Origin of the sequence: Bacillus cereus group sp. BfR-BA-01360 (assembly GCF_022663595.1) — a bacterium.
Lineage (GTDB): Bacteria > Bacillota > Bacilli > Bacillales > Bacillaceae_G > Bacillus_A > Bacillus_A cytotoxicus.
Window position 1 is genome coordinate 240,145 of sequence record NZ_JAKUFV010000001.1, and the last position, 18,548, is coordinate 258,692.

Below are 18,548 nucleotides of genomic sequence, written 5' to 3' on the forward strand. Positions count from 1 at the left end.
CCTCTCTTATCTATATTGTACTTTTCGACAAACGCCAAAAAGGCATGAGGAAAAAAGACAGAACGATAACTATACAAAGGGTAGTATATCCCTTTCTTTAGCTTACATTCCTTACTTTTTTCTACTCATGCCTGATCGAATCAGTAACACGTGTCAAAAATAAGTTTACGTATAATTTCATTATTATTAAAGCAAAGATTTTTACTACTCGCTTTAATTTGTTTGTCGAATTTTGTATAACTTTGCAGAACCTATTATACAAAACAATTGTAAGCGATTCAATCATTTTTTTCAACGTTTTCATTTTAGACAAAATTATATACTTGTTAGACGCGTTCTGCCTTTACTAATCGTTGCAAGTGCATCGTTAAATATATACTTTCTGCTTCATATACAGGGAGTTGCAATTCCTTTTGCATGACTTTAACAAGTTTCCATGCTAGATTATAGTAAACTGGATATTCAGCCTTTAATAAATCGGCAAACCCTTGTGCTTCTTCTACTTTTTCCCCTTTTTTTACCCGTTCAATTGCATATTGTAAATGACGAATTAGACGTAAATAATGAATGCTTTCTGGATCTAATGTAAGATGTAAATTTGTCTCAATTAAAGTTACCAATTGGACAATAAGACGGGAATTTTGATTTACAGAAGCTAACTCAGAGTTTGTAAGCGAGCTATAAATATGAAGTGCAATAAACCCTATTTCTCCTTCTGGCAATGTAATTTGCAAACGAGAATTCAGCATTTGCACGACACCTGCGGCAATTTCATATTCTTTTGGATACAGCATTTTCGTTTCTACTAAAAAAGGATTATCGATTGTCAAACCTTGTTTTAGCCTTTTCAGCGCAAAAGAGATATGATCCGTTAGAGCAATATGAATATGTTCATTTAATGGTGCTTGTGCTTTTTCTTGAATAAAAAGCATAATATCATTCATTAGTGCAATGAACTGTTCACTTACATGCGGTACTAAAAGTTTATATTGTTCACGATCATGTTCATTTTTTAAAACAAACATTTTTTCAATTTGTTGCTGCTCGAGCACATCTTTTGCTTTTTTTCCAAATCCAATCCCTTTACCAATCACTACTACTTCCTTATGTTCAGGATGGTTAGCGATGATAACATTATTATTTAAAACTTTTTTTATCTCTAGACAATTATTCATATAACACCACCCTCGTCCTTAAATAGCCTGCCTTTATGTTACAGAACATCCTTCTTTTTCGTCAATGAAAACATCTACTGTACGCGAAAAAGTCGTTTTTTAGACATGTTTGCACAAGATGCGTATAATGGTAAGAGCAACCGTACGTAGAAAGGAGTACGACTACAATGATTAAAATGTTTGTAAGTGATATTGACGGTACGATGATGCAGCATGGAGGCTTGATTGATAAAGAAGATATTGCGGCACTTCGCAGCCTCGCAGAGCACAATATAATTCTTTGTTTTGCTTCTGGTCGACTAGATAATGAAATTGCTGATTTAATGAAAGAAGTTGGCACTCATTTCCACCGTATCAGTGTAAATGGTGTCTTTGTATATACACACGAAAATAAGCAATTATTATCTGCCACATTTGATTCTGAAATTTTACCTGATCTGTTATCTATGACAAATGAAGAACCTTATTTTCGTTATGTAAGTGATGAGCATAATTATTACATTGAAGAAAAAACACCTTTTATCCATGAACTTGAAAAACAAGTTACAATGACTTCCATTGAAGAACCTAATTTATTAAAAAAAATTGATGACACGATTTTTCCAAATAAAATTTCTGTGGGTGGTACAAAAGAAGATTTACAAATTCTTCAAAAGAAAATTAACGAAACATTTAAAAACAAAGTTAGCACGTTTATCTCTGCTGAACAATGCTTAGATGTTATGCCTCCAAATATCAGTAAAGGTTCAGCAATTTCCGTTTTATCAGAAGAATTCCAAATCAACCCTGAAGAAATCGCTTGTATTGGTGACTCTTACAATGATATCCCTATGTTTCACCTTACACCTCACAGTTTTGCCATGTCACAAGCTGATGAAGAAGTGAAAAAGCATGCTAAACATGTTGTTCCTTCTGTAAAAGATGCTGTAAAACATGTTTTACACTATAATGCTACACAACATAAAAATACGACTCGTTCCAAGTAGGGACGAGTCGTATTTTTATATTGCACAAAGTAAAATTACTTATTTCGTGAAATATTCGTAATAAACTTATAACGATCACCACGATAAATGCATTTTACGTACTCTAATGGTAATTCTCCTTCTGCATATGACCATTGTCTCATTACAAGCACAGGTGCTTTTTTAGGTATGTGCAGATGTTCAGCTTCATCATCTGTTGCAATTGAAGCTTCAATTGTTTGCGTAGCACGAACAAGTTTAAAACCTAATTTTTTCTCTAAATGTTCGTATAAAGATTGTTGCAAAATTTCTTCGTTAATATCTTTTACAAGAGTTGGCGACAAATATGTTGTCTCAAAAGCAATCGGTTCATCATCAGCTAAGCGAATACGCCTCACTTCATAAATCGACTCTCCCTCTTGTATTCTAAGTCGCTCTGCTATTTTAGCAGTAGCAGGAACTAGCTGAAAACTTAATAATTGACTGCTCGGTTTCATCCCACGGGATAACATATCTTCAGTAAATCCCGTCATCCCTTGCAGTTTTTGCTCCACTTTTGGAAGTTGAACAAACGTTCCAATTCCACGTTTTCGATATAAATACCCTTGTTCCACTAAGTTATTAATTGCCTGTCTAATTGTCATACGACTTACTTCAAACTTATCACAAAGTTCATTTTCAGATGGAATTTTATCTCCCGGCTTCCATTCACCGTCCTCAATTAGCTGTTTCACCCACTCTTGAATCTGATAATAGATCGGAAATGGTGAATACTTGTCGATGTTCATCAGCAATCGCCTCACTGCATAAAGATAGAGCTTCTTGATCAGCGATTACGGTTACATTCGGATGACGTTGCAGAACTGTAGCAGGACACGCTTCGCTATACTCTCCTTGCAATAATTCTTTAACTGCTTCCGCCTTTTTCGGTCCCATAGCAACAAGTAGAATTTGCTTTGCTTTCATGATGCTTCCAATTCCCATCGTAATTGCATGCGTTGGTACATCTTCTTCTTTTTCAAAAAAGCGGCGGTTCGCTTGGCGTGTAGACTCAGTTAATTCTACAATATGAGTTCGAGAATGAAATGGCGTTCCTGGCTCATTAAATCCGATATGACCGTTTTCACCGATTCCAAGAATCTGTAAGTCAACTGGGTTAGCTGCTAGAATGCCTTCATAACGATTGCACTCTTCCTCTAAATCGTTTGCCATCCCGTTCGGTACATAAGTTGCTTTAAATGGAAGATGATCAAACAGCTGTTCTTTCATAAAATAATGATAGCTGTTTTTATCTTCATGTGGTAAGTTTACGTACTCATCTAAGTTTACAGTGGTTACATGGCTTGTATCAAGTTTATTTTTTCTTATTTCTGCATAAATTCCAAGTGGAGAGCTTCCTGTAGCCATTCCTAAAGTTGGATTTCCCTTTGATTTTACAACATTTTCGATTAATTTATAACCTGCTTCGGCTAATTTTTCTTGAGATTCTACAACAAGAATATTCATCTTATTCCTTCCCTTTCTTCATATGAATTCCTAAACGAACTGTATCATATACATGTAAATCTTCATTCATTACAACGAAGTCTGCATCTTTTCCTACTGCTAATGCACCTTTATTTGTTAATCCAAACTCTTCTGCTTGGTTCACTGATGTCATCAGTACCGCGTCTTCAATTGAACATCCTGTAAATTGAATTACATTGCGAAACGCTTGGTCCATTTTCAAAATACTACCTGCTAACGTGCCATCTTCTAATCGAGCACTTCCGTCTTTTACATGCACTGGTTGCCCACCAAGCTCGTACAATCCATCTTCTAGACCTTTTGCACGCATTGCATCCGTAATAACGCTAATTTTTTTAGGGCCTTTTAATTTATATGCTAATTTCACCATATCAGGGTGAATATGAATACCATCTGTAATTATTTCAACCATTATCTCTGGATTTAATAACACATGACCAACTACTCCTGGCTCACGGTGATGTAAACCGCGCATTTGATTATATAAATGAGTTGCATGTGTAATTTTTCTATTTTTTAATTGCTCATCGATTGCATCAGTATGCCCTATCGTACCAACAACACCTGTTTCAGCTAAATACTCTTCAAATTCAATTGCACCTTCTTCTTCTGGTGCATATGTTACCAATTTAATTAAATTCCCACTTGCCTCTTGCCACTTTTTAAATTGCTCAATATTCGCTGGGACAATATGTTCAAGCGGTTGTGCTCCTGCACGTTTTTTAGAAACGTACGGTCCTTCTAAATGAATATATTCAAAATGCGCTCCTTTTTCTTTCGCTTCTTTTGCAGCGCGTAACGCACGTTCAATCGCTTCTGGAGCTTGTGTCATTGTTGTTGGGAAGTAAGTTGTAACACCTTCTTTTAACATTTCTTGACCAAGGGTTACTAAACCATCGCTATTTGCATCCATCGCATCAATATCGTATCCACCATGAATATGAACATCGATCATACCTGGAATGATAATCTTTCCTTCTGCATCAAAAACAACTTCATCTTCTTGTGGTACATATTGAGCCATCAAACCAATTTCTGTAATTGTTTTTACATAACGAATAAATCCACTTTCTATTACTTCTTGACCGGTATAAATTTTGGCGTTGATGACAACTTGCGTTTTCATTTCCATCGACCCTTTCCCATAAAATACCTACTTGTTATAATTATCTATTTGCCTAACTCCATCTTAATATACACACGAGTAGTTGTCTATACATTTAAGTGAAATTTCCTTTTCTATTGTTAAAAAAGGAAATTGCTCTTTGTTACTTTAATAATGGGAGTGGAGCATTGGACCACATTTTAATATGCTCTCCATCCGTTTCAATCTCCACTGTTCTTTTATTTGTCCCATACATCATCACACCATGCCGTTTTAATCTTTTGACTACACTTTGATGCGGATGACCATATGGATTCTTACTCCCATAAGAAAGAATAGCAAATTGAGGATTTACCCTTTTTAAAAAGGCTTCGCCTGTTGATGTATAGGAGCCATGATGTCCTACTTTTAACACATCTGCATGGACATCATATCGCTTTACTATTTTATTTTCCGTCCGTATATCTGCATCCCCCATTAATAAAAAATCCGCTTTCCCATAACGAACCTTTAATACAATTGAAGATTCATTATTCTCATCTTTTGATTTTCCATTATTCAACACTTGAATGGACACATGAGGATCTAACGGGAGATATTGCCCTTGTTTAACACGAACAAATGGAATTCCTCTCTTTTTAATATGATTTCTATACGTATGATATGTAAGAGAACTATACGTTTTTCCACTATCTAATACAAGTGCTACAGGCATTTGTTCTATAATTGGAATTAGCCCACCTATATGATCCATATCCGGATGAGTTCCTACTATAACATCTAAATGATTAATTCCTTTTTCAAGTAACTTTTGAATAAGGACTTCTCCTGCTTCATAAGGTCCTCCATCAATTAATACCGTTTGACCATTTGGCAATGTAATCAATGTTGCATCCCCTTGCCCAACTTTAAAAAAACTTACTTTCATTTTCCCAAGATGCGGACGTTGCATAGAAAAAAAGGATGCCGCATGAATAGACATCATATATCGTTTCGCCGATGTGCTGTTTAATGAAAAACATAATAAAACAGAAACTAGCAAAAGAATACTCCGTACCCCTTTCATAACTTGCCTCCTTTTTTCATTTAGTATGACACGCTATGTATTTCATATACAAAAAAAGCTTAGCGAAGTGCTAAGCTTTCATTTTGATAATTCTTGCAACGAATCGAAGAATAAATCAGCTTCATTCATTTGTTCATTTTCTTCTGAAAGAGCAGGTAAGTCATCTAACGTTTGTAATCCAAATGTATCTAAAAACTCTTTGGTTGTCCCATATAAAATCGGGCGTCCTGGTCCTTCCGCGCGCCCAACCTCTTTGATAAGAAGATGTGAAACTAATGTTTGTAATGCTCTCTCTGTTTTCACACCACGAATTTCTTCCATTTCCATTCTCGTAATCGGCTGACGATAAGCAACAATGGCTAGCGTCTCAAGCGCTGCTTGTGATAACGAAGCAGCTGTTGGCGTGTCCATTAACTTTTGATAGTAAGGTGCATGTTCTTTCTTAGTAGCAAGGCGATATGCTTTCGCAAATTGTACAATTTGCAATCCACGCCCTTCACCTTCCCATTTCTCTTGCATTTCTTCAACGATTTTAATAACATCTTCCTCTTCAATCTCAAGTACTTTTGCTATTTGTTCTGGGTATATTCCTTCATCACCCGCGACAAAAAGAAGCCCTTCAGTAATTGCCATCTGTTCTTTTCTTTCCAACGTACAATCTCCTTCCTCAAATTATTTCATCCGAAATCCCCATAAAAAAACCGAATCACAGTTAAGTGCTTCCGGTTTGGTCTTTCTTTTTATTGTTTCACACTTTACTTAACAACGATTTTAGTATAGCGAAACTTGAATCAATGTTTGTTCTTTATCCCTACTAATTAAAAGTCTACCCCTCCCCAACCTTTTTACTTCCGCGAAATCGTGGGGCAGGAGTTTTCTTTCCCTAAAATAGCGAGATAAAGTGACACTTAAACCAGCGGTCTCCCACTGATTATGAGCTCTTACCTATCTTCCTTGCTTCCCTCTGAATCTTAAGATGGAAGTCTTACTGCTATCACTTGTCTTATCTTCTTCATTTGTTCTCACGCTCAAATTTTATTTTGAATTATGATTTGCACACGACAAAAAGATTTCATCAAAGTTTTGTTCTTGCTCAATAACAATTTGTTGATGTTTCATAAGCTCTAATATGGCTAAAAATGTTACAACCATCACTTCACGCTCTTCATCAGCAAATAAATCGTAAAAACTTTGACGACCACCTAGCGTTTCTAACTTTTGTAAAATATCGGTCATACGCTGTTCAATCGGTATTTCTTGACGGGTAATCCGCGCTGTTACAGGACGCTTGGATTTTTTGCGACGCATCATTTTTTGAAACGCAGCTAACATATCATATAGCGTAACATCAAGAGGCAGATTCGCCGCCTCTTCTTGCTGAAACGATGTAAAATCAATCGGTGGACGTGTATATAGCTGCGCTCTTTCTTGCTCTCTTTCTTTTAACTCTGCAGCCACCTGCTTATATTTTTTATATTCAATTAATCGCTCCATCAATTCTTGACGGGGATCATCTATAAAGTCCTCTCCACTATCATGTACATCTTCTTCTTGTTTCGGTAACAACATTTTACTTTTAATTTGTAATAGCGTTGCCGCCATCACTAAATACTCACTCGCTACATCTAATTGTAATTCTTTCATCGTATGAATATAAGATAAATACTGTTCTGTAATTTCTGCCACAGGAATATTATATATATCGATTTCATAACGATGAATTAAATGTAATAATAAATCTAAAGGCCCTTCAAATGACTCTACTTTAAAATTATATTGCACAAAGCATCCCACCACATTTTTTCTATAACAACATAAGTATAGAGCATACTTATGTTCTATCCAACCTTTTTAAGAAATTTAATGAAAAATAGATATTTGCCCATGCAAAGACGCCCACCCCTTCATATGATAACAATGTAGTTAGAACAATGTAGGAGGTACAAAAACTATGGGCAATGTTGATTGCGGTTTTAACAGTGGGTTCGCTTTACTTGTTGTCTTATTCATTCTACTGATTATTGTGGGAGCAGCTTGCTTCTGCTAATGTAGAGTGCAAGAAACGGCTAGGGAATAATGGCCCTAGCCGTTTCTTATTTATTCCGCTATTAATAATAGGACGATCTGTAACTGTCTAATCGGCGACAATGAGGATGAAAAATCACTGATGGAAATTTCAGCGATATGATAAACTATATTACATAAAAACACGGACAGGAGCGAACGAAATGTATCCGAAAGCATACATACAATTTCTCATCCATTTTCATGGAGACTACGATTATTTTGAATGTCATGAAGTTTTAGAAGAGTATTGGAAATTAAAACCACGAGGTAAGCGTGATCATCATTGGGTTGGTCTTATTCAAATTGCAGTTTCTTTATACCATCAACGACGCTTAAATTGGAACGGGGCCGCCAAAATGATAAAACGTGCCATTGCCATCTTAGAAAAAGAACGTGAACCTATACATGCCTTAGGACTACATCATCAACAACTTTTAACCTTACTAAAAAAACAATTGCAATCTATCCAGAAAAAAGCAGATTTTCAACCGTTATTTTTACCTTTTTTAGATCCTACACTAGAAAACAGATGTATGGACTTATGCACTAAAAGCGGGCTTTCTTGGAAAAATACTCATCTAGCACCTAGTGAATATATCATTCATAAACATACATTACGCAATAGAGAACCTGTAATTGCAGAGCGACATGAACAATTAAAAAAAAGAAAGCAGAGATAACAAAAATTGTATCTCTGCTTTTATGAATGTATATTCTGCTCTACATTTTTACATTTCTCACAAAAGCTTGCTGTTTGTTCATTCCCACAAATCGTATAATCAGCAAACTTCTCTTGTAATTCTTTTACCATTTCTGTTCCAATTCCCATTTGTCGATGAGATGGATTCACACTAAGATGCTGAATTTCTAACAAATGCTCTTCCTTTTCTACAACCCCAATAATTCCAACAAAATCCTCATTTTGTTTCCATAAATACAATTGCCAATCGTCCTTTGTTTCATACTCTTTCATTGTCAACTGTAATGTTTTTACATCTTTTTCATTCGGCATAAAAGAAAGAAGTCCCATTGCAATCTTTTCATAACTTTTTTTAAAACGAATTAACATAAACCTTATCCCTTCTTACAAAAGTTATAATCCTTTCGTCCCCTCAATCGCTCTTTTTATATCACATCTATTCTACAATATTTTTCCTATAGTGAGAAGGGCTATCAGCAGAACTCAATTCCCCTAACAAAAGGAAACTAAAAACTTTATTTTATACCATCATACCACTACACATCAATACTACTCTATATCCCCGCTATATTCTATGTCCATTTGTAAAAGTCGTTCCTTATATGACACTGATACGCTCTACTTATCATGTACTGCGTCGCACTCATCAATTCCTTTTCTTCAAGTAAAAAACTTTCCTTACGGTCGATTTTCCTGTCCAAGCACAAACGACTGTATCATTTCATACGGAAATTTTCAATCTTGAATATCATCTTTTTAAATTTACACTTTCAATAATAAAGCAAAAAAAAGCTGTCTCCAAAAGGTCGCTGTTCACGACCTTTTGGCACAGCCTCTCACTTATTCTTCCCAAACTTTAACTTCTTTCATTACATCGCCTTGACGCATATTGAGTACCGTTTCCATACCGCTTGTTACTTTACCAAATACAGTATGAACGCCATCTAAATGTGGTTGTGGCTCATGAACGATAAAGAACTGGCTACCACCTGTATTACGGCCAGCGTGTGCCATAGAAAGCGATCCTACAACGTGACGATGAGGATTACCATCTGTTTCACATGGAATTGTATAACCTGGGCCGCCTGCACCTGTTCCTGTTGGATCTCCACCCTGACTTACAAACCCAGGGATAACGCGGTGGAATGTAACACCATCGTAAAATCCTTGCATCGCTAGTTTTTTAAAGTTTTCAACTGTTGTTGGTGCTTCTTCTGGAAAAAACTCTAGTTCAATTTTCTCCCCATTTTCCATTAATATGTATCCTAAAGTTTTCATACGTATATATCTCCTTTCAAGTATCTCAGCACTATATTACCATATTCACGACCAGAAACAAAAAGAATCCGACAATATAGATACATCTTTCTTCAATTAAAGAAGAAGAAAGATGACAAATCAGAAAAATATACTATAATAACTGTGTTGCCCGTAAATTTCAGAAAAAGAAAGGGAGCGATTGTTCGTGAAAACGAAATTAGTAGCTCTGCTATTAGCTGTTATGGTCTTTATGATTCCAACAGCTTCATTTGCAGATGTAATTGAGGGAGAATCTATCGTTACATTAGGAGAAAATTTATCTGAACAACAAAAACAAGATCTTTTAAAAGAAATGAAAGCACCAAAAGATGCACAAATTATTACTGTATCTAATGCGGAAGAACATAAATTTCTAGAGGGAATTGTTCCAAAAGCCCAAATTGGTACACGGGCCATTTCCTCTTCCATGATTACGTATACAAAGCCAGGATCAGGTATCATTGTACGTGCAAAAAACATTAATTGGGTAACAGATGCAATGTATACAAATGCACTGATCACAGCAGGTGTAAAAGATGCCGAAATTCAAATTACTGCACCATTTAAAGTATCAGGAACTGCTGCATTGACAGGGCTGATGAAAGCTTACGAAACAACTTCAAAAAAAGAAATTCCAGAAGAAGTGAAAAAGGTAGCAAATGAAGAAATGGTACAAACAGCAAAACTTGGTGACAAAATCGGCGATGACAAAGCAGTTCAACTTGTTGCAAAAGTAAAAGAAGAAATTGCAAAAGAACAGCCAAAGACAACCGAAGACTTACGTTCATTAATTAAAAAAATTGCTGATCAACTTGGTATTACACTAACTGATGAACAATTAGATAGTTTAGTTTCATTATTTGATAAAATGAAAAACTTAAATATTGATTGGAATCAAGTTGGTAGCCAATTAAATAAAGCAAAAGATCATGTATCAGCTTTCTTAGGATCTGAAGAAGGACAAAGCTTTCTAGATAAAGTAAAAGACTTTTTCTCTAGTATCATCGATTTTATAAAATCATTATTTAAATAAGAAGAAGCTCGTCAAATGACGAGCTTCTTCTCTTATGCAAGCAATGGTAATTTCATAATAGCTTCTTCTACTGAACGTACAATATAACTCGCTTTCTCTTTCACATACGGATGGGCATGATGAAGTGTGAATGAATGTGGCGTTACGGCGAACATCGAAATATCGTTAAAGGAGTCTCCGATACAAGCAACTTCATTCTCTTCAATCCCTAAATGGTTGATTAAACGTTTCAAAGCATTCCCTTTACTGACTCCTGTCGGCATAATATCAACATAACACTTTCCAGAAATCACAACTTCAGCAACCTTATGAAATTTCTCTCTCAGCTCTCGGTCTAACCTTTCAATCTTTTTTTCTTCTCCATATATAAATAATTTTGCTGGATAAACTGTTTTACCAAATTCATCCTCAAGCGTCTCAATTTCAGTAATCTGGACTCCCATATCCTTCTCAAAATTGTGATGATGTTCATTTTTCTTTTTTGTATATCTGTTCTCTTTTGCACAGACAATATCAGCTAGTTGTTTTTCATGAATATATTGATATATTTCCTGGACAACTTTATTATCAAATTTTGATTCATGAAATATTTGTCCATCTGGTAACAACATGATAGCACCATTGAGACCGGTTATGTAATATGGAAATTCAAAGCTACCTACTACCTCGTGAATTCGATGTGTAAAACGACCTGAGGCAAAACAAATATTTGTTCCTTTATCCGCTAACCACTGAATCGCTTTTTTATCCGCTTCGTGCATATGGCTCACATTATAAACGAGTGTATCATCTAAATCACTTACAAATAATTTAATCATGCCTCTTCCCCTTTCATACACAATATCTACTCTAAGTGTACGAAAAAAATGTTGGCTTTTTGTTAAAAAACAATAAATTTATCATGAAAAATAAGCAGAGAATTCTCTGCTTATTTTTGCCTGCGTATATTTTGTGGTCGGACTATACTTGGACGCACTTTTAAACTTGACATCGTTGGTCGAAGTAAAATTTTGGTTAATGCTCCCCAATCAAATGGTAAAAATGGCCATAAATATGGTGTTTGTAAACTTTTTATAGATGTTAAAAATAAAATTAATATTGTCATCCCAATGACAAACCCCATTTCATGAAATAAGCCCGTTAAAATGATGACAAATAACTTTCCAATTTTATTGCCAAGCCCTAATTCATAACTCGGTGTCGCATATGAGCCAATCATTGAGATTGCTACATATAAAATAACCTCTGGAACAAATAATCCAACATCAATTGCGATTTGCCCAATTAAAATTGCTGAAATTAAGCCGGCAGCAGATGATAACGGGGTCGGAGTATGAATGGCTGCCATTCTTAAAAATTCAAGCCCAATCTCTGCCAATAACACTTGTAATAAAATAGGTAAATGTGTCATTTTGTTCGGCCCAATGAACGCAAGTTTCTCTGGTAACAATGTTGGATCAAATACAAATACTAACCAAAATGGTAATAAAAATAAAGAAAATAGCACACCTAAGAATCGTACCCAGCGTAAAAATGTACCTACTGCTGGATTTTGCCTAAATTCTTCCGCATGTTGTAAATGATGAAGGTATGTTGTAGGTGTAATCATAACACTTGGCGATGTATCCGTAATCACTAATACATGACCTTCCAACAAATGATTGGCTGCTACGTCCGGTCTTTCTGTATATCGAATAAGCGGAAAGGGATTATAGCTTTGTTTGACCACAAATTCTTCAATTGTTTTGTCTGCCATTGTAATACCATCTACTTCAATATTGCTTAACTCTTGTTTTATAATTTTTACTAAATCTGGATTAGCAACATCTTGAACATATGTAATACAAATATCTGTTTGCGACCTATCTCCTACGCGAATAATTTCATTTCTAAGGCGTGGATCACGAATTCTCCTACGAATTAATGCTGTATTCACAACAATATTTTCAACAAATCCATCCCTAGCCCCGCGCACCACCTTTTCCGTATCCGGTTCTGTCGGAGTTCGTCCTGGATAACTGCGAACATCTATTACAAAAGCCTCTGTTTCACCTTCTACAAAAATAACAACAAGGCCGGATAATACTTGAACCATTACCTCATCCATCGTCTTGACCTTACTTACTTGTTGATGAATCAGGCGATTTTCTAAAAGTGTAACAGTATTTTCATCTGCATTTCTTATTTCATTTGTATCTACTGCTTCTTCTAGAATAGGGATAATGTAGTTTGTATCACACAATCCATTTACAAATAATACTCCAATTTCTTTATCGAGAATATGAAATTTACGAATTCCAACATCGAATGTTACGCCTAATCCAGCTGTTTGTTTTAAATAATTTTCATTATCACTTATGAACGAAGAAATTGGGATTTTAATTGCCTTCTCTTTCGTCATAAAAACCACTCCTTTCTAAAATGAATTGAATTGCCTTTTTCGTAATGGGAGCACCTCGCTTCCATTCATCATTTCCACACATTTTTCCGATATCTCCAATTCCAATAATGACCGGAACATTCAATTCATCTAAGCAATAAATTGTATCGCCGCTAATCCTGCCAATCTCTCCATCAGGAAGACCAAATTTATCAACGCCATACTCCGTCAATCTTCCCTCTCGATCTATGCTGACATCTACACGCGCCCATTCCCAATTATGGGTATTGGATGCCACAGCTAAAATTCCAAGAACGTCAATTTGTTTATGAGTCGCCACATATTTTAACGCCTTCTCCCCCGAACCTTCTCCAATAAATCCACTATCATCAAACATGACGAATACAGGGTCATATGGCGTTTGCATAATTAGCTCAACAATCTTTTTTCCCGTCAAGCTCGTTGGATTACTTTGCGATGCCGAAATGCACCTTCCGCCAAATTCCTTCGCTAACATCTCAATTGCTCGCTTTGCATATTCATCTCCATCTGTTACCAAAATAACCCTTCTTCTCATTTGATTTATCCTTTCGGTTTACATATAAGTGCAGTTAAAAAAGAAAACAATATTGCCGCTGAAATTCCTGCAGATATTAAGCGAAACATCCCAATTCCTATTCCTAGATAGCCATATGTTTCAGCAGTTTCCATTGCTCCATGTAATAAAGAATGGCCAAAACTTGTAATCGGAACGATTGCTCCAGCTCCTGCAAACTTTATCAATTTATCGTAAAGATCAAAACTGTCTAAAACAGCTCCTGCCACTACAAAAGTTGCCATTACATGTGCAGATGTTAGCTTTGCAAAATCCAATAAAAGCTGACCTACTACACAAATAACCCCGCCAACAAGAAATGCATATATAAAGTCCACCATTCACCCCCCTTTTACTCTTTCAAATACTACTCCATGTGCAATCGCTGGAATTGTTTCTTTTTGTTGAATCATCATTGGATTGAGTAAAGCTCCTGTTGCAATAACAAAAATCCGTTGCAAATTTCCTTTTTTCATTTCTTCCAATAAATATCCATAAGTCACAACTGCCGAACAAGCACATCCACTCCCACCTGCAAAGACTTCTTCTTGTTTTGCATCATAAATCATTAATCCGCAATCATTATATATATTTCCTAAATCATAACCTTCTTCTAATAACATTTGTTTTGCAATCGGTGCTCCTACACCCGATAAATCACCTGTGACAATTAAATCATAGTCCGCAGCACTTCTTCCTAAATCCTCAAAATGTTGTTGAATGGTATCAACCGCTGCCGGGGCCATAGCGGATCCCATATCAAAAGGATTTGCTATCCCTAAATCTTGTACTCTTCCAATCGTTGCAGCTGTTATTTTAATGTCGCTCTCTTCGGTACTAATCATAATGGAGCCAGCACCGGTAACAGTTGAAGTCGCTGTACTCGGCCGTTGTCCACCATACTCTGTCGGATAGCGGAATTGCCTTTCAGCAGTAGCGTTATGACTACTAACCGTCGCAAGTATACGCTTTGCAAATCCCCCATCAATAAAGGCTGATCCAATCGCTAACGTTTCCATCGATGTTGCACATGCACTAAACATTCCCAAAAAAGGAATTCCCATATCACGAGCGACATAATTAGCTGTCACCATTTGATTTAATAAATCCCCCGCTAAAAAAAAATCGATTTGAGAATTCATTATATTTCCTTTTTGCACCACTTTCTCAATAGAATTCTTCATCAATTTTCTTTCAGCAAGTTCCCAATTTTGTTCCCCGCAATGTAAGTCGTCATATGAAACATCAAAATATTTTCCAAGAGGACCCTTAGCTTCTTTAGGACCGACAGCTGTACCTGTTGCATTCACAAATATTTGATTTTGGAATACCCATGTTTGTTTCCCTGTCAATCTCATTTCTATCCTCCTTTAAGATATCCAAACTTTAAGTGAGTACCGAATCAAGCCAACAATATAAGCTCCTACAACGCCAAAAACAATTACACTTCCTGCTAATCGAAACATATTGGTAGCAATACCAAGGACAACTCCCTCACTGCGATGTTCCATTGCAGCACTAACCATAGAATTTGCAAACCCTGTTACAGGAACTAAAGATCCCGCACCGCTAAATTGCCCTATTTTGTCGTATATTCCAAAACCAGTTAAAATGGAAGATAATAACACTAATATTACAATGGTTATATTCCCAGCATTCTGTTCACTCAAGTGAAAATAATGTATATACATTTTCATCAAGACTTCCCCTACTGTACAAATGACTCCTCCTACAAGAAATGCCTTTACGCAATTCATCATATAGTTCGGCTTCGGATGATAATCTTTCACTTTATTTTTGTAATCGTTTTTCAACTTTTTCACTTTCTCTCACCTCCTACTTCACAAAATAAATCCAATGAAACAATGATCCGACTACTTTTCCGAGTACTAACGCTATAAGTAACAGTACGATTTTTTCATCTATTCTGATTCGCTTAGCCAGTATAGGCAAAACATTTAATACTTCTGTTAATGCCGCTGCCAACATCCCGATAAAAGTTCCGCAAAATATCCCTAATACAATAAGCCAATACTGAGATATTTGAAATGTAATATTCCTTAAACTGCACCAAGCACCTACTAACGTTCCACCAATAACCGCCCATTCAAAAACTTGAATATACTTCCAACTTTTTGTTAATTGCACTAAACGTGGAATTACACCAAGCACTGCTAAAAATGCCACATACCCCCCACCAACTGCAAGGCCACCAGCCAGCCCTATCATAATTACGAAAGCATATTCAATCATCTGAAATTTCTTTTTTACTTTCTTGATTTTCATGAACTACAACATATTGATCGAGAGACTGTTGATACTGGAACATTTCAACTTCTAATGGACTTGGTTCTTCATTAATTCTCTTTTGAAATACATGATTGAAAAATAAAATCATCCCTAATCCAAGCCCTATCGAATATGGAATTTGAAATAAAAGCGGTTGGTTATTTCTCTCTCCCGTAACCATGTAATATAAGCGGCTATGCACTTGCTGCATGCTAACATCTTCATGAAAATAAATAATTGCAAGCGCCGCTCCTACAAATAGCAAAATCCAAACAAGCCCGAAAAAAATAGGATTCACCTTCTTTTTTCCATATACAATTTCAACAAGTGTTTGTCCAGGACCAAGTAAATTAATCTGTACTTGCTCTAATTTTTTCTGGATAATATCGATTACCTTCATCGCATCAATAACAACATGTGTTTTATCACGAGTTGTTATTTTATAGACAATCTCATTTCCTATCTTGCTTATTACATTAGGGTCCCCAACAATTTGAGCAATATCATGTATCTTCAATTCATACGAAGGAGACACTTGCAGGCGATTTCGCATTTTGAGATAAACTGTTTGTTCCACCTCGATTCACCTCTTTACTATCCTCGTAGTTGTAGTATGGTTTCTGAAAAATTTTCTAATACAATTTTTTTCAGAAAAAAACATCTGTACCAAAACGGTACAGATGTTTTTGCTCACACCTTCTTGTTCTTAAAAAGGTTTGCGATACTTAATGCTAATCCGCCCCAAATCACTACAATTCCAATCACCATCATCATGATTGCTGATGCACTCATCACGAAACACCCCGATCTTTCCATTCTTTTTCAAGCTTGGCAGAATCTAAATGTATTTGCGCACTCCATTTTTTAATGCTAATCATGAATGCTACAATAATAAATGCCGCCGCCAAAGACCATCCATATGTCACAACAAACTGCGTCGGATAATCTCCGTAGTTCTTTTGAATATTTTGTATCGTGCCATCTATGAGCATGTATCCTAACATAAGTGGTGTAATAACAAGCAAACTTACCTTCCAAAATGCACCTAACTTAATATCTGATACAAAATTGGCATGATTTTGATACACCGGTAAGCGACGCAGAATTAGTCCCACTGTCGTAACTTCTGCTAAAGCAATTAAAATTAATCCAAAGTTATTTGCAAAGTAATCTACAAGATCCAAGAACATGAGCCCACCACGCGTTGCAAATACAAGCGAAACCAATACGAGAAGCGCACCCATAATTCCAATTGTTTTTTTCCGGCTTAAATTAAATTTTTCAGATACAGCTGCAAAACATACTTCCGCTAGTGAAATAAGCGACGTAATACCAGCTACCGTTAAAGAAAGAAAAAATAGCACACCAAAAAATGGTGACATCGGCAATTGATTAATAATTTGTGGAAATACAACAAATGCAAGCCCTACACCAGCACTAGCTACCTTATCAATCGATACCCCCATATTGTTTGCCATAAAACCAAGGGCAGCAAATACACCAATACCTGCTAACAATTCAAACCCTGAATTTGCAAATCCCGTTATAAAAGCATTATTTGTTGTATCAGAATTTTTCGGCAAATAACTAGAGTATGTGATCATAATTCCAAACGCTAGCGATAAACTAAAGAAGATTTGTCCATATGCAGCAAGCCATACTTTCCCATCCAAAATCCGGTTCCAATCTGGCTTAAAAAAAGCATCAAGCCCTTGCATGGCCCCTTCCATCGTCACAGCACGAACAACAATAATTAAAAACATACATACAAGTAAAGGAATGAAAATCCGATTGACAACTTCAATTCCTTTCTTAACGCCTTTAAACGCTACACCGAGTACGATAATCCAAACGAGTGCCAATGGAACTAACACTTCGGGAACAAGACCGCCAAATTGACCTGGTTTATCAGCAACATGCAAATATTCCTTAAACAAAAAAGCTTCCGTATCCTTTCCCCACGCTCCACTTATAGAGAAATATGTATAGGAAAGCGACCATGCAATAATAACAGCATAATAGGTTGAAACAATAAAAGTAACCACCATCTGCCACCAACCGATAAACTCTGCACGCGGATGAATGCGAAAAAACGTAAGTGGTGATGACCCACGATGCCGATGACCAAGGGCAAATTCAAAAGCCAACAATGAAATACCTGTTGTTAATAATGCAAATAAGTACGGTAAAAAAAAGGCTCCTCCTCCATTTTCATAAGCTGTATATGGAAAGCGCCATATATTCCCTAATCCAACAGCTGAACCAATTGCCGCAAATATAAAACCCGCTCTTGAGCCCCATTGTTGCCTTGATTCCATGTTTTTCTTCCCCCTTTATGACAAGTTTA

Annotated in this window: 23 protein-coding genes; 4 read left to right on the forward strand and 19 right to left on the reverse strand. The window is 36.1% G+C overall.

Going from position 1 to position 18,548, the window contains the following annotated elements:
• Positions 1 to 326: 326 nt before the first annotated feature.
• A complete protein-coding gene (gene glcT, locus MR056_RS01215) occupies positions 327 to 1,175 on the reverse strand; it encodes a glucose PTS transporter transcription antiterminator GlcT (RefSeq protein ID WP_048721784.1) in 849 nt (282 codons plus the stop codon).
• Between the two features lie 167 nt (positions 1,176 to 1,342).
• On the opposite strand from glcT, the gene MR056_RS01220 reads away from it, so the two are divergent.
• Positions 1,343 to 2,161, forward strand: coding sequence for a Cof-type HAD-IIB family hydrolase (locus MR056_RS01220; RefSeq protein ID WP_048721783.1), 819 nt, complete (start codon positions 1,343 to 1,345; stop codon positions 2,159 to 2,161).
• Between the two features lie 35 nt (positions 2,162 to 2,196).
• Here MR056_RS01220 and phnF read toward each other — a convergent pair whose 3' ends face one another.
• From phnF to MR056_RS01250, 6 genes are all read right to left on the reverse strand, one after another.
• Entirely contained in the window at positions 2,197 to 2,928 is a 732-nt protein-coding gene (gene phnF, locus MR056_RS01225; RefSeq protein ID WP_081428398.1) for a phosphonate metabolism transcriptional regulator PhnF, read from the reverse strand.
• Entirely contained in the window at positions 2,858 to 3,646 is a 789-nt protein-coding gene (locus tag MR056_RS01230) for a glucosamine-6-phosphate deaminase (RefSeq protein WP_012095210.1), read from the reverse strand. Before MR056_RS01230 ends, phnF begins: the two co-directional genes overlap by 71 nt.
• Before the next feature lies 1 nt (position 3,647).
• Positions 3,648 to 4,793, reverse strand: a complete 1,146-nt coding sequence (gene nagA, locus MR056_RS01235; protein WP_048722059.1) for an N-acetylglucosamine-6-phosphate deacetylase — start codon at positions 4,791 to 4,793, stop codon at positions 3,648 to 3,650.
• A 142-nt stretch (positions 4,794 to 4,935) separates the two neighbouring features.
• Entirely contained in the window at positions 4,936 to 5,838 is a 903-nt protein-coding gene (locus MR056_RS01240; RefSeq protein ID WP_012095212.1) for a ComEC/Rec2 family competence protein, read from the reverse strand.
• Positions 5,839 to 5,916: 78 nt separating this feature from the next.
• A complete protein-coding gene (gene scpB, locus MR056_RS01245; protein ID WP_012095213.1) occupies positions 5,917 to 6,489 on the reverse strand; it encodes an SMC-Scp complex subunit ScpB in 573 nt (190 codons plus the stop codon).
• 384 nt (positions 6,490 to 6,873) lie between these two features.
• Entirely contained in the window at positions 6,874 to 7,620 is a 747-nt protein-coding gene (locus MR056_RS01250) for a segregation/condensation protein A (protein WP_012095214.1), read from the reverse strand.
• 169 nt (positions 7,621 to 7,789) lie between these two features.
• On the opposite strand from MR056_RS01250, the gene MR056_RS01255 reads away from it, so the two are divergent.
• Both MR056_RS01255 and MR056_RS01260 read left to right on the forward strand, forming a co-directional pair.
• Positions 7,790 to 7,885: a YjcZ family sporulation protein gene (locus tag MR056_RS01255; RefSeq protein ID WP_081428399.1), complete on the forward strand. Its 96-nt coding sequence runs from the start codon at positions 7,790 to 7,792 to the stop codon at positions 7,883 to 7,885.
• A gap of 181 nt (positions 7,886 to 8,066) precedes the next feature.
• Entirely contained in the window at positions 8,067 to 8,585 is a 519-nt protein-coding gene (locus MR056_RS01260; protein WP_012095215.1) for a DUF309 domain-containing protein, read from the forward strand.
• Positions 8,586 to 8,605: 20 nt separating this feature from the next.
• On the opposite strand, the gene MR056_RS01265 is transcribed toward MR056_RS01260, so the two are convergent.
• Together MR056_RS01265 and MR056_RS01270 are read right to left on the reverse strand one after the other, a co-directional pair.
• Positions 8,606 to 8,974 carry a GNAT family N-acetyltransferase gene (locus tag MR056_RS01265; protein WP_012095216.1) on the reverse strand — a complete coding sequence of 123 codons (369 nt, stop codon included), beginning with the start codon at positions 8,972 to 8,974 and terminating at the stop codon, positions 8,606 to 8,608.
• Positions 8,975 to 9,445: 471 nt separating this feature from the next.
• Positions 9,446 to 9,883, reverse strand: coding sequence for a peptidylprolyl isomerase (locus MR056_RS01270; protein WP_012095218.1), 438 nt, complete (start codon positions 9,881 to 9,883; stop codon positions 9,446 to 9,448).
• A gap of 187 nt (positions 9,884 to 10,070) precedes the next feature.
• On the opposite strand from MR056_RS01270, the gene MR056_RS01275 reads away from it, so the two are divergent.
• Positions 10,071 to 10,937, forward strand: coding sequence for a DUF1002 domain-containing protein (locus MR056_RS01275; RefSeq protein ID WP_012095219.1), 867 nt, complete (start codon positions 10,071 to 10,073; stop codon positions 10,935 to 10,937).
• A 32-nt stretch (positions 10,938 to 10,969) separates the two neighbouring features.
• Here the strand turns inward: MR056_RS01275 and MR056_RS01280 are convergent, their stop codons facing one another.
• The 10 genes from MR056_RS01280 to MR056_RS01325 all read right to left on the reverse strand — a co-directional run bounded on the left by MR056_RS01280 (position 10,970) and on the right by MR056_RS01325 (position 18,519).
• Positions 10,970 to 11,755, reverse strand: a complete 786-nt coding sequence (locus MR056_RS01280; protein WP_012095220.1) for a Cof-type HAD-IIB family hydrolase — start codon at positions 11,753 to 11,755, stop codon at positions 10,970 to 10,972.
• Positions 11,756 to 11,865: 110 nt separating this feature from the next.
• Positions 11,866 to 13,338, reverse strand: a complete 1,473-nt coding sequence (locus MR056_RS01285) for a spore germination protein (RefSeq protein WP_048721777.1) — start codon at positions 13,336 to 13,338, stop codon at positions 11,866 to 11,868.
• Complete coding sequence (gene spoVAEA / locus MR056_RS01290) at positions 13,316 to 13,894, reverse strand: stage V sporulation protein SpoVABEA (protein WP_012095223.1); 579 nt, start codon at positions 13,892 to 13,894, stop codon at positions 13,316 to 13,318. The genes MR056_RS01285 and spoVAEA overlap by 23 nt, the downstream gene beginning before the upstream one ends.
• Positions 13,895 to 13,899: 5 nt before the next feature.
• Positions 13,900 to 14,250, reverse strand: a complete 351-nt coding sequence (spoVAE, locus tag MR056_RS01295; RefSeq protein ID WP_041810525.1) for a stage V sporulation protein AE — start codon at positions 14,248 to 14,250, stop codon at positions 13,900 to 13,902.
• A gap of 3 nt (positions 14,251 to 14,253) precedes the next feature.
• Positions 14,254 to 15,270 (reverse strand): stage V sporulation protein AD, encoded by a 1,017-nt coding sequence (gene spoVAD / locus MR056_RS01300; protein WP_012095225.1) that lies wholly within the window; start codon positions 15,268 to 15,270, stop codon positions 14,254 to 14,256.
• Positions 15,271 to 15,282: 12 nt separating this feature from the next.
• On the reverse strand, positions 15,283 to 15,735 hold the full coding sequence (spoVAC, locus tag MR056_RS01305) for a stage V sporulation protein AC (RefSeq protein WP_048721775.1): 453 nt from the start codon (positions 15,733 to 15,735) through the stop codon (positions 15,283 to 15,285).
• Positions 15,736 to 15,748: 13 nt separating this feature from the next.
• Complete coding sequence (locus MR056_RS01310; protein ID WP_012095227.1) at positions 15,749 to 16,165, reverse strand: stage V sporulation protein AB; 417 nt, start codon at positions 16,163 to 16,165, stop codon at positions 15,749 to 15,751.
• Positions 16,158 to 16,778 carry a stage V sporulation protein AA gene (locus tag MR056_RS01315; protein WP_012095228.1) on the reverse strand — a complete coding sequence of 207 codons (621 nt, stop codon included), beginning with the start codon at positions 16,776 to 16,778 and terminating at the stop codon, positions 16,158 to 16,160. Before MR056_RS01315 ends, MR056_RS01310 begins: the two co-directional genes overlap by 8 nt.
• A 113-nt stretch (positions 16,779 to 16,891) precedes the next feature.
• On the reverse strand, positions 16,892 to 16,993 hold the full coding sequence (locus MR056_RS01320) for a methionine/alanine import family NSS transporter small subunit (RefSeq protein WP_041809971.1): 102 nt from the start codon (positions 16,991 to 16,993) through the stop codon (positions 16,892 to 16,894).
• Positions 16,993 to 18,519, reverse strand: a complete 1,527-nt coding sequence (locus tag MR056_RS01325) for a sodium-dependent transporter (protein ID WP_048721773.1) — start codon at positions 18,517 to 18,519, stop codon at positions 16,993 to 16,995. Before MR056_RS01325 ends, MR056_RS01320 begins: the two co-directional genes overlap by 1 nt.
• Between the last annotated feature and the right edge of the window lie 29 nt (positions 18,520 to 18,548).

Coding starts and splice junctions, on each gene's coding strand:
- MR056_RS01220 (WP_048721783.1), top strand. CDS start 1,343: ATGATTAAAATGTTTGTAAGTGATATTGACGGTACGATGATGCAGCAT.
- MR056_RS01265 (WP_012095216.1), bottom strand. CDS start 8,974: ATGTTAATTCGTTTTAAAAAAAGTTATGAAAAGATTGCAATGGGACTT.
- MR056_RS01260 (WP_012095215.1), top strand. CDS start 8,067: ATGTATCCGAAAGCATACATACAATTTCTCATCCATTTTCATGGAGAC.
- MR056_RS01270 (WP_012095218.1), bottom strand. CDS start 9,883: ATGAAAACTTTAGGATACATATTAATGGAAAATGGGGAGAAAATTGAA.
- MR056_RS01255 (WP_081428399.1), top strand. CDS start 7,790: ATGGGCAATGTTGATTGCGGTTTTAACAGTGGGTTCGCTTTACTTGTT.
- MR056_RS01325 (WP_048721773.1), bottom strand. CDS start 18,519: ATGGAATCAAGGCAACAATGGGGCTCAAGAGCGGGTTTTATATTTGCG.
- spoVAD (WP_012095225.1), bottom strand. CDS start 15,270: ATGAGATTGACAGGGAAACAAACATGGGTATTCCAAAATCAAATATTT.
- glcT (WP_048721784.1), bottom strand. CDS start 1,175: ATGAATAATTGTCTAGAGATAAAAAAAGTTTTAAATAATAATGTTATC.
- MR056_RS01320 (WP_041809971.1), bottom strand. CDS start 16,993: ATGAGTGCATCAGCAATCATGATGATGGTGATTGGAATTGTAGTGATT.
- spoVAEA (WP_012095223.1), bottom strand. CDS start 13,894: ATGAGAAGAAGGGTTATTTTGGTAACAGATGGAGATGAATATGCAAAG.
- phnF (WP_081428398.1), bottom strand. CDS start 2,928: ATGAACATCGACAAGTATTCACCATTTCCGATCTATTATCAGATTCAA.
- MR056_RS01240 (WP_012095212.1), bottom strand. CDS start 5,838: ATGAAAGGGGTACGGAGTATTCTTTTGCTAGTTTCTGTTTTATTATGT.
- nagA (WP_048722059.1), bottom strand. CDS start 4,793: ATGAAAACGCAAGTTGTCATCAACGCCAAAATTTATACCGGTCAAGAA.
- MR056_RS01280 (WP_012095220.1), bottom strand. CDS start 11,755: ATGATTAAATTATTTGTAAGTGATTTAGATGATACACTCGTTTATAAT.
- MR056_RS01285 (WP_048721777.1), bottom strand. CDS start 13,338: ATGACGAAAGAGAAGGCAATTAAAATCCCAATTTCTTCGTTCATAAGT.
- MR056_RS01230 (WP_012095210.1), bottom strand. CDS start 3,646: ATGAATATTCTTGTTGTAGAATCTCAAGAAAAATTAGCCGAAGCAGGT.
- MR056_RS01310 (WP_012095227.1), bottom strand. CDS start 16,165: ATGATTGAATATGCTTTCGTAATTATGATAGGGCTGGCTGGTGGCCTT.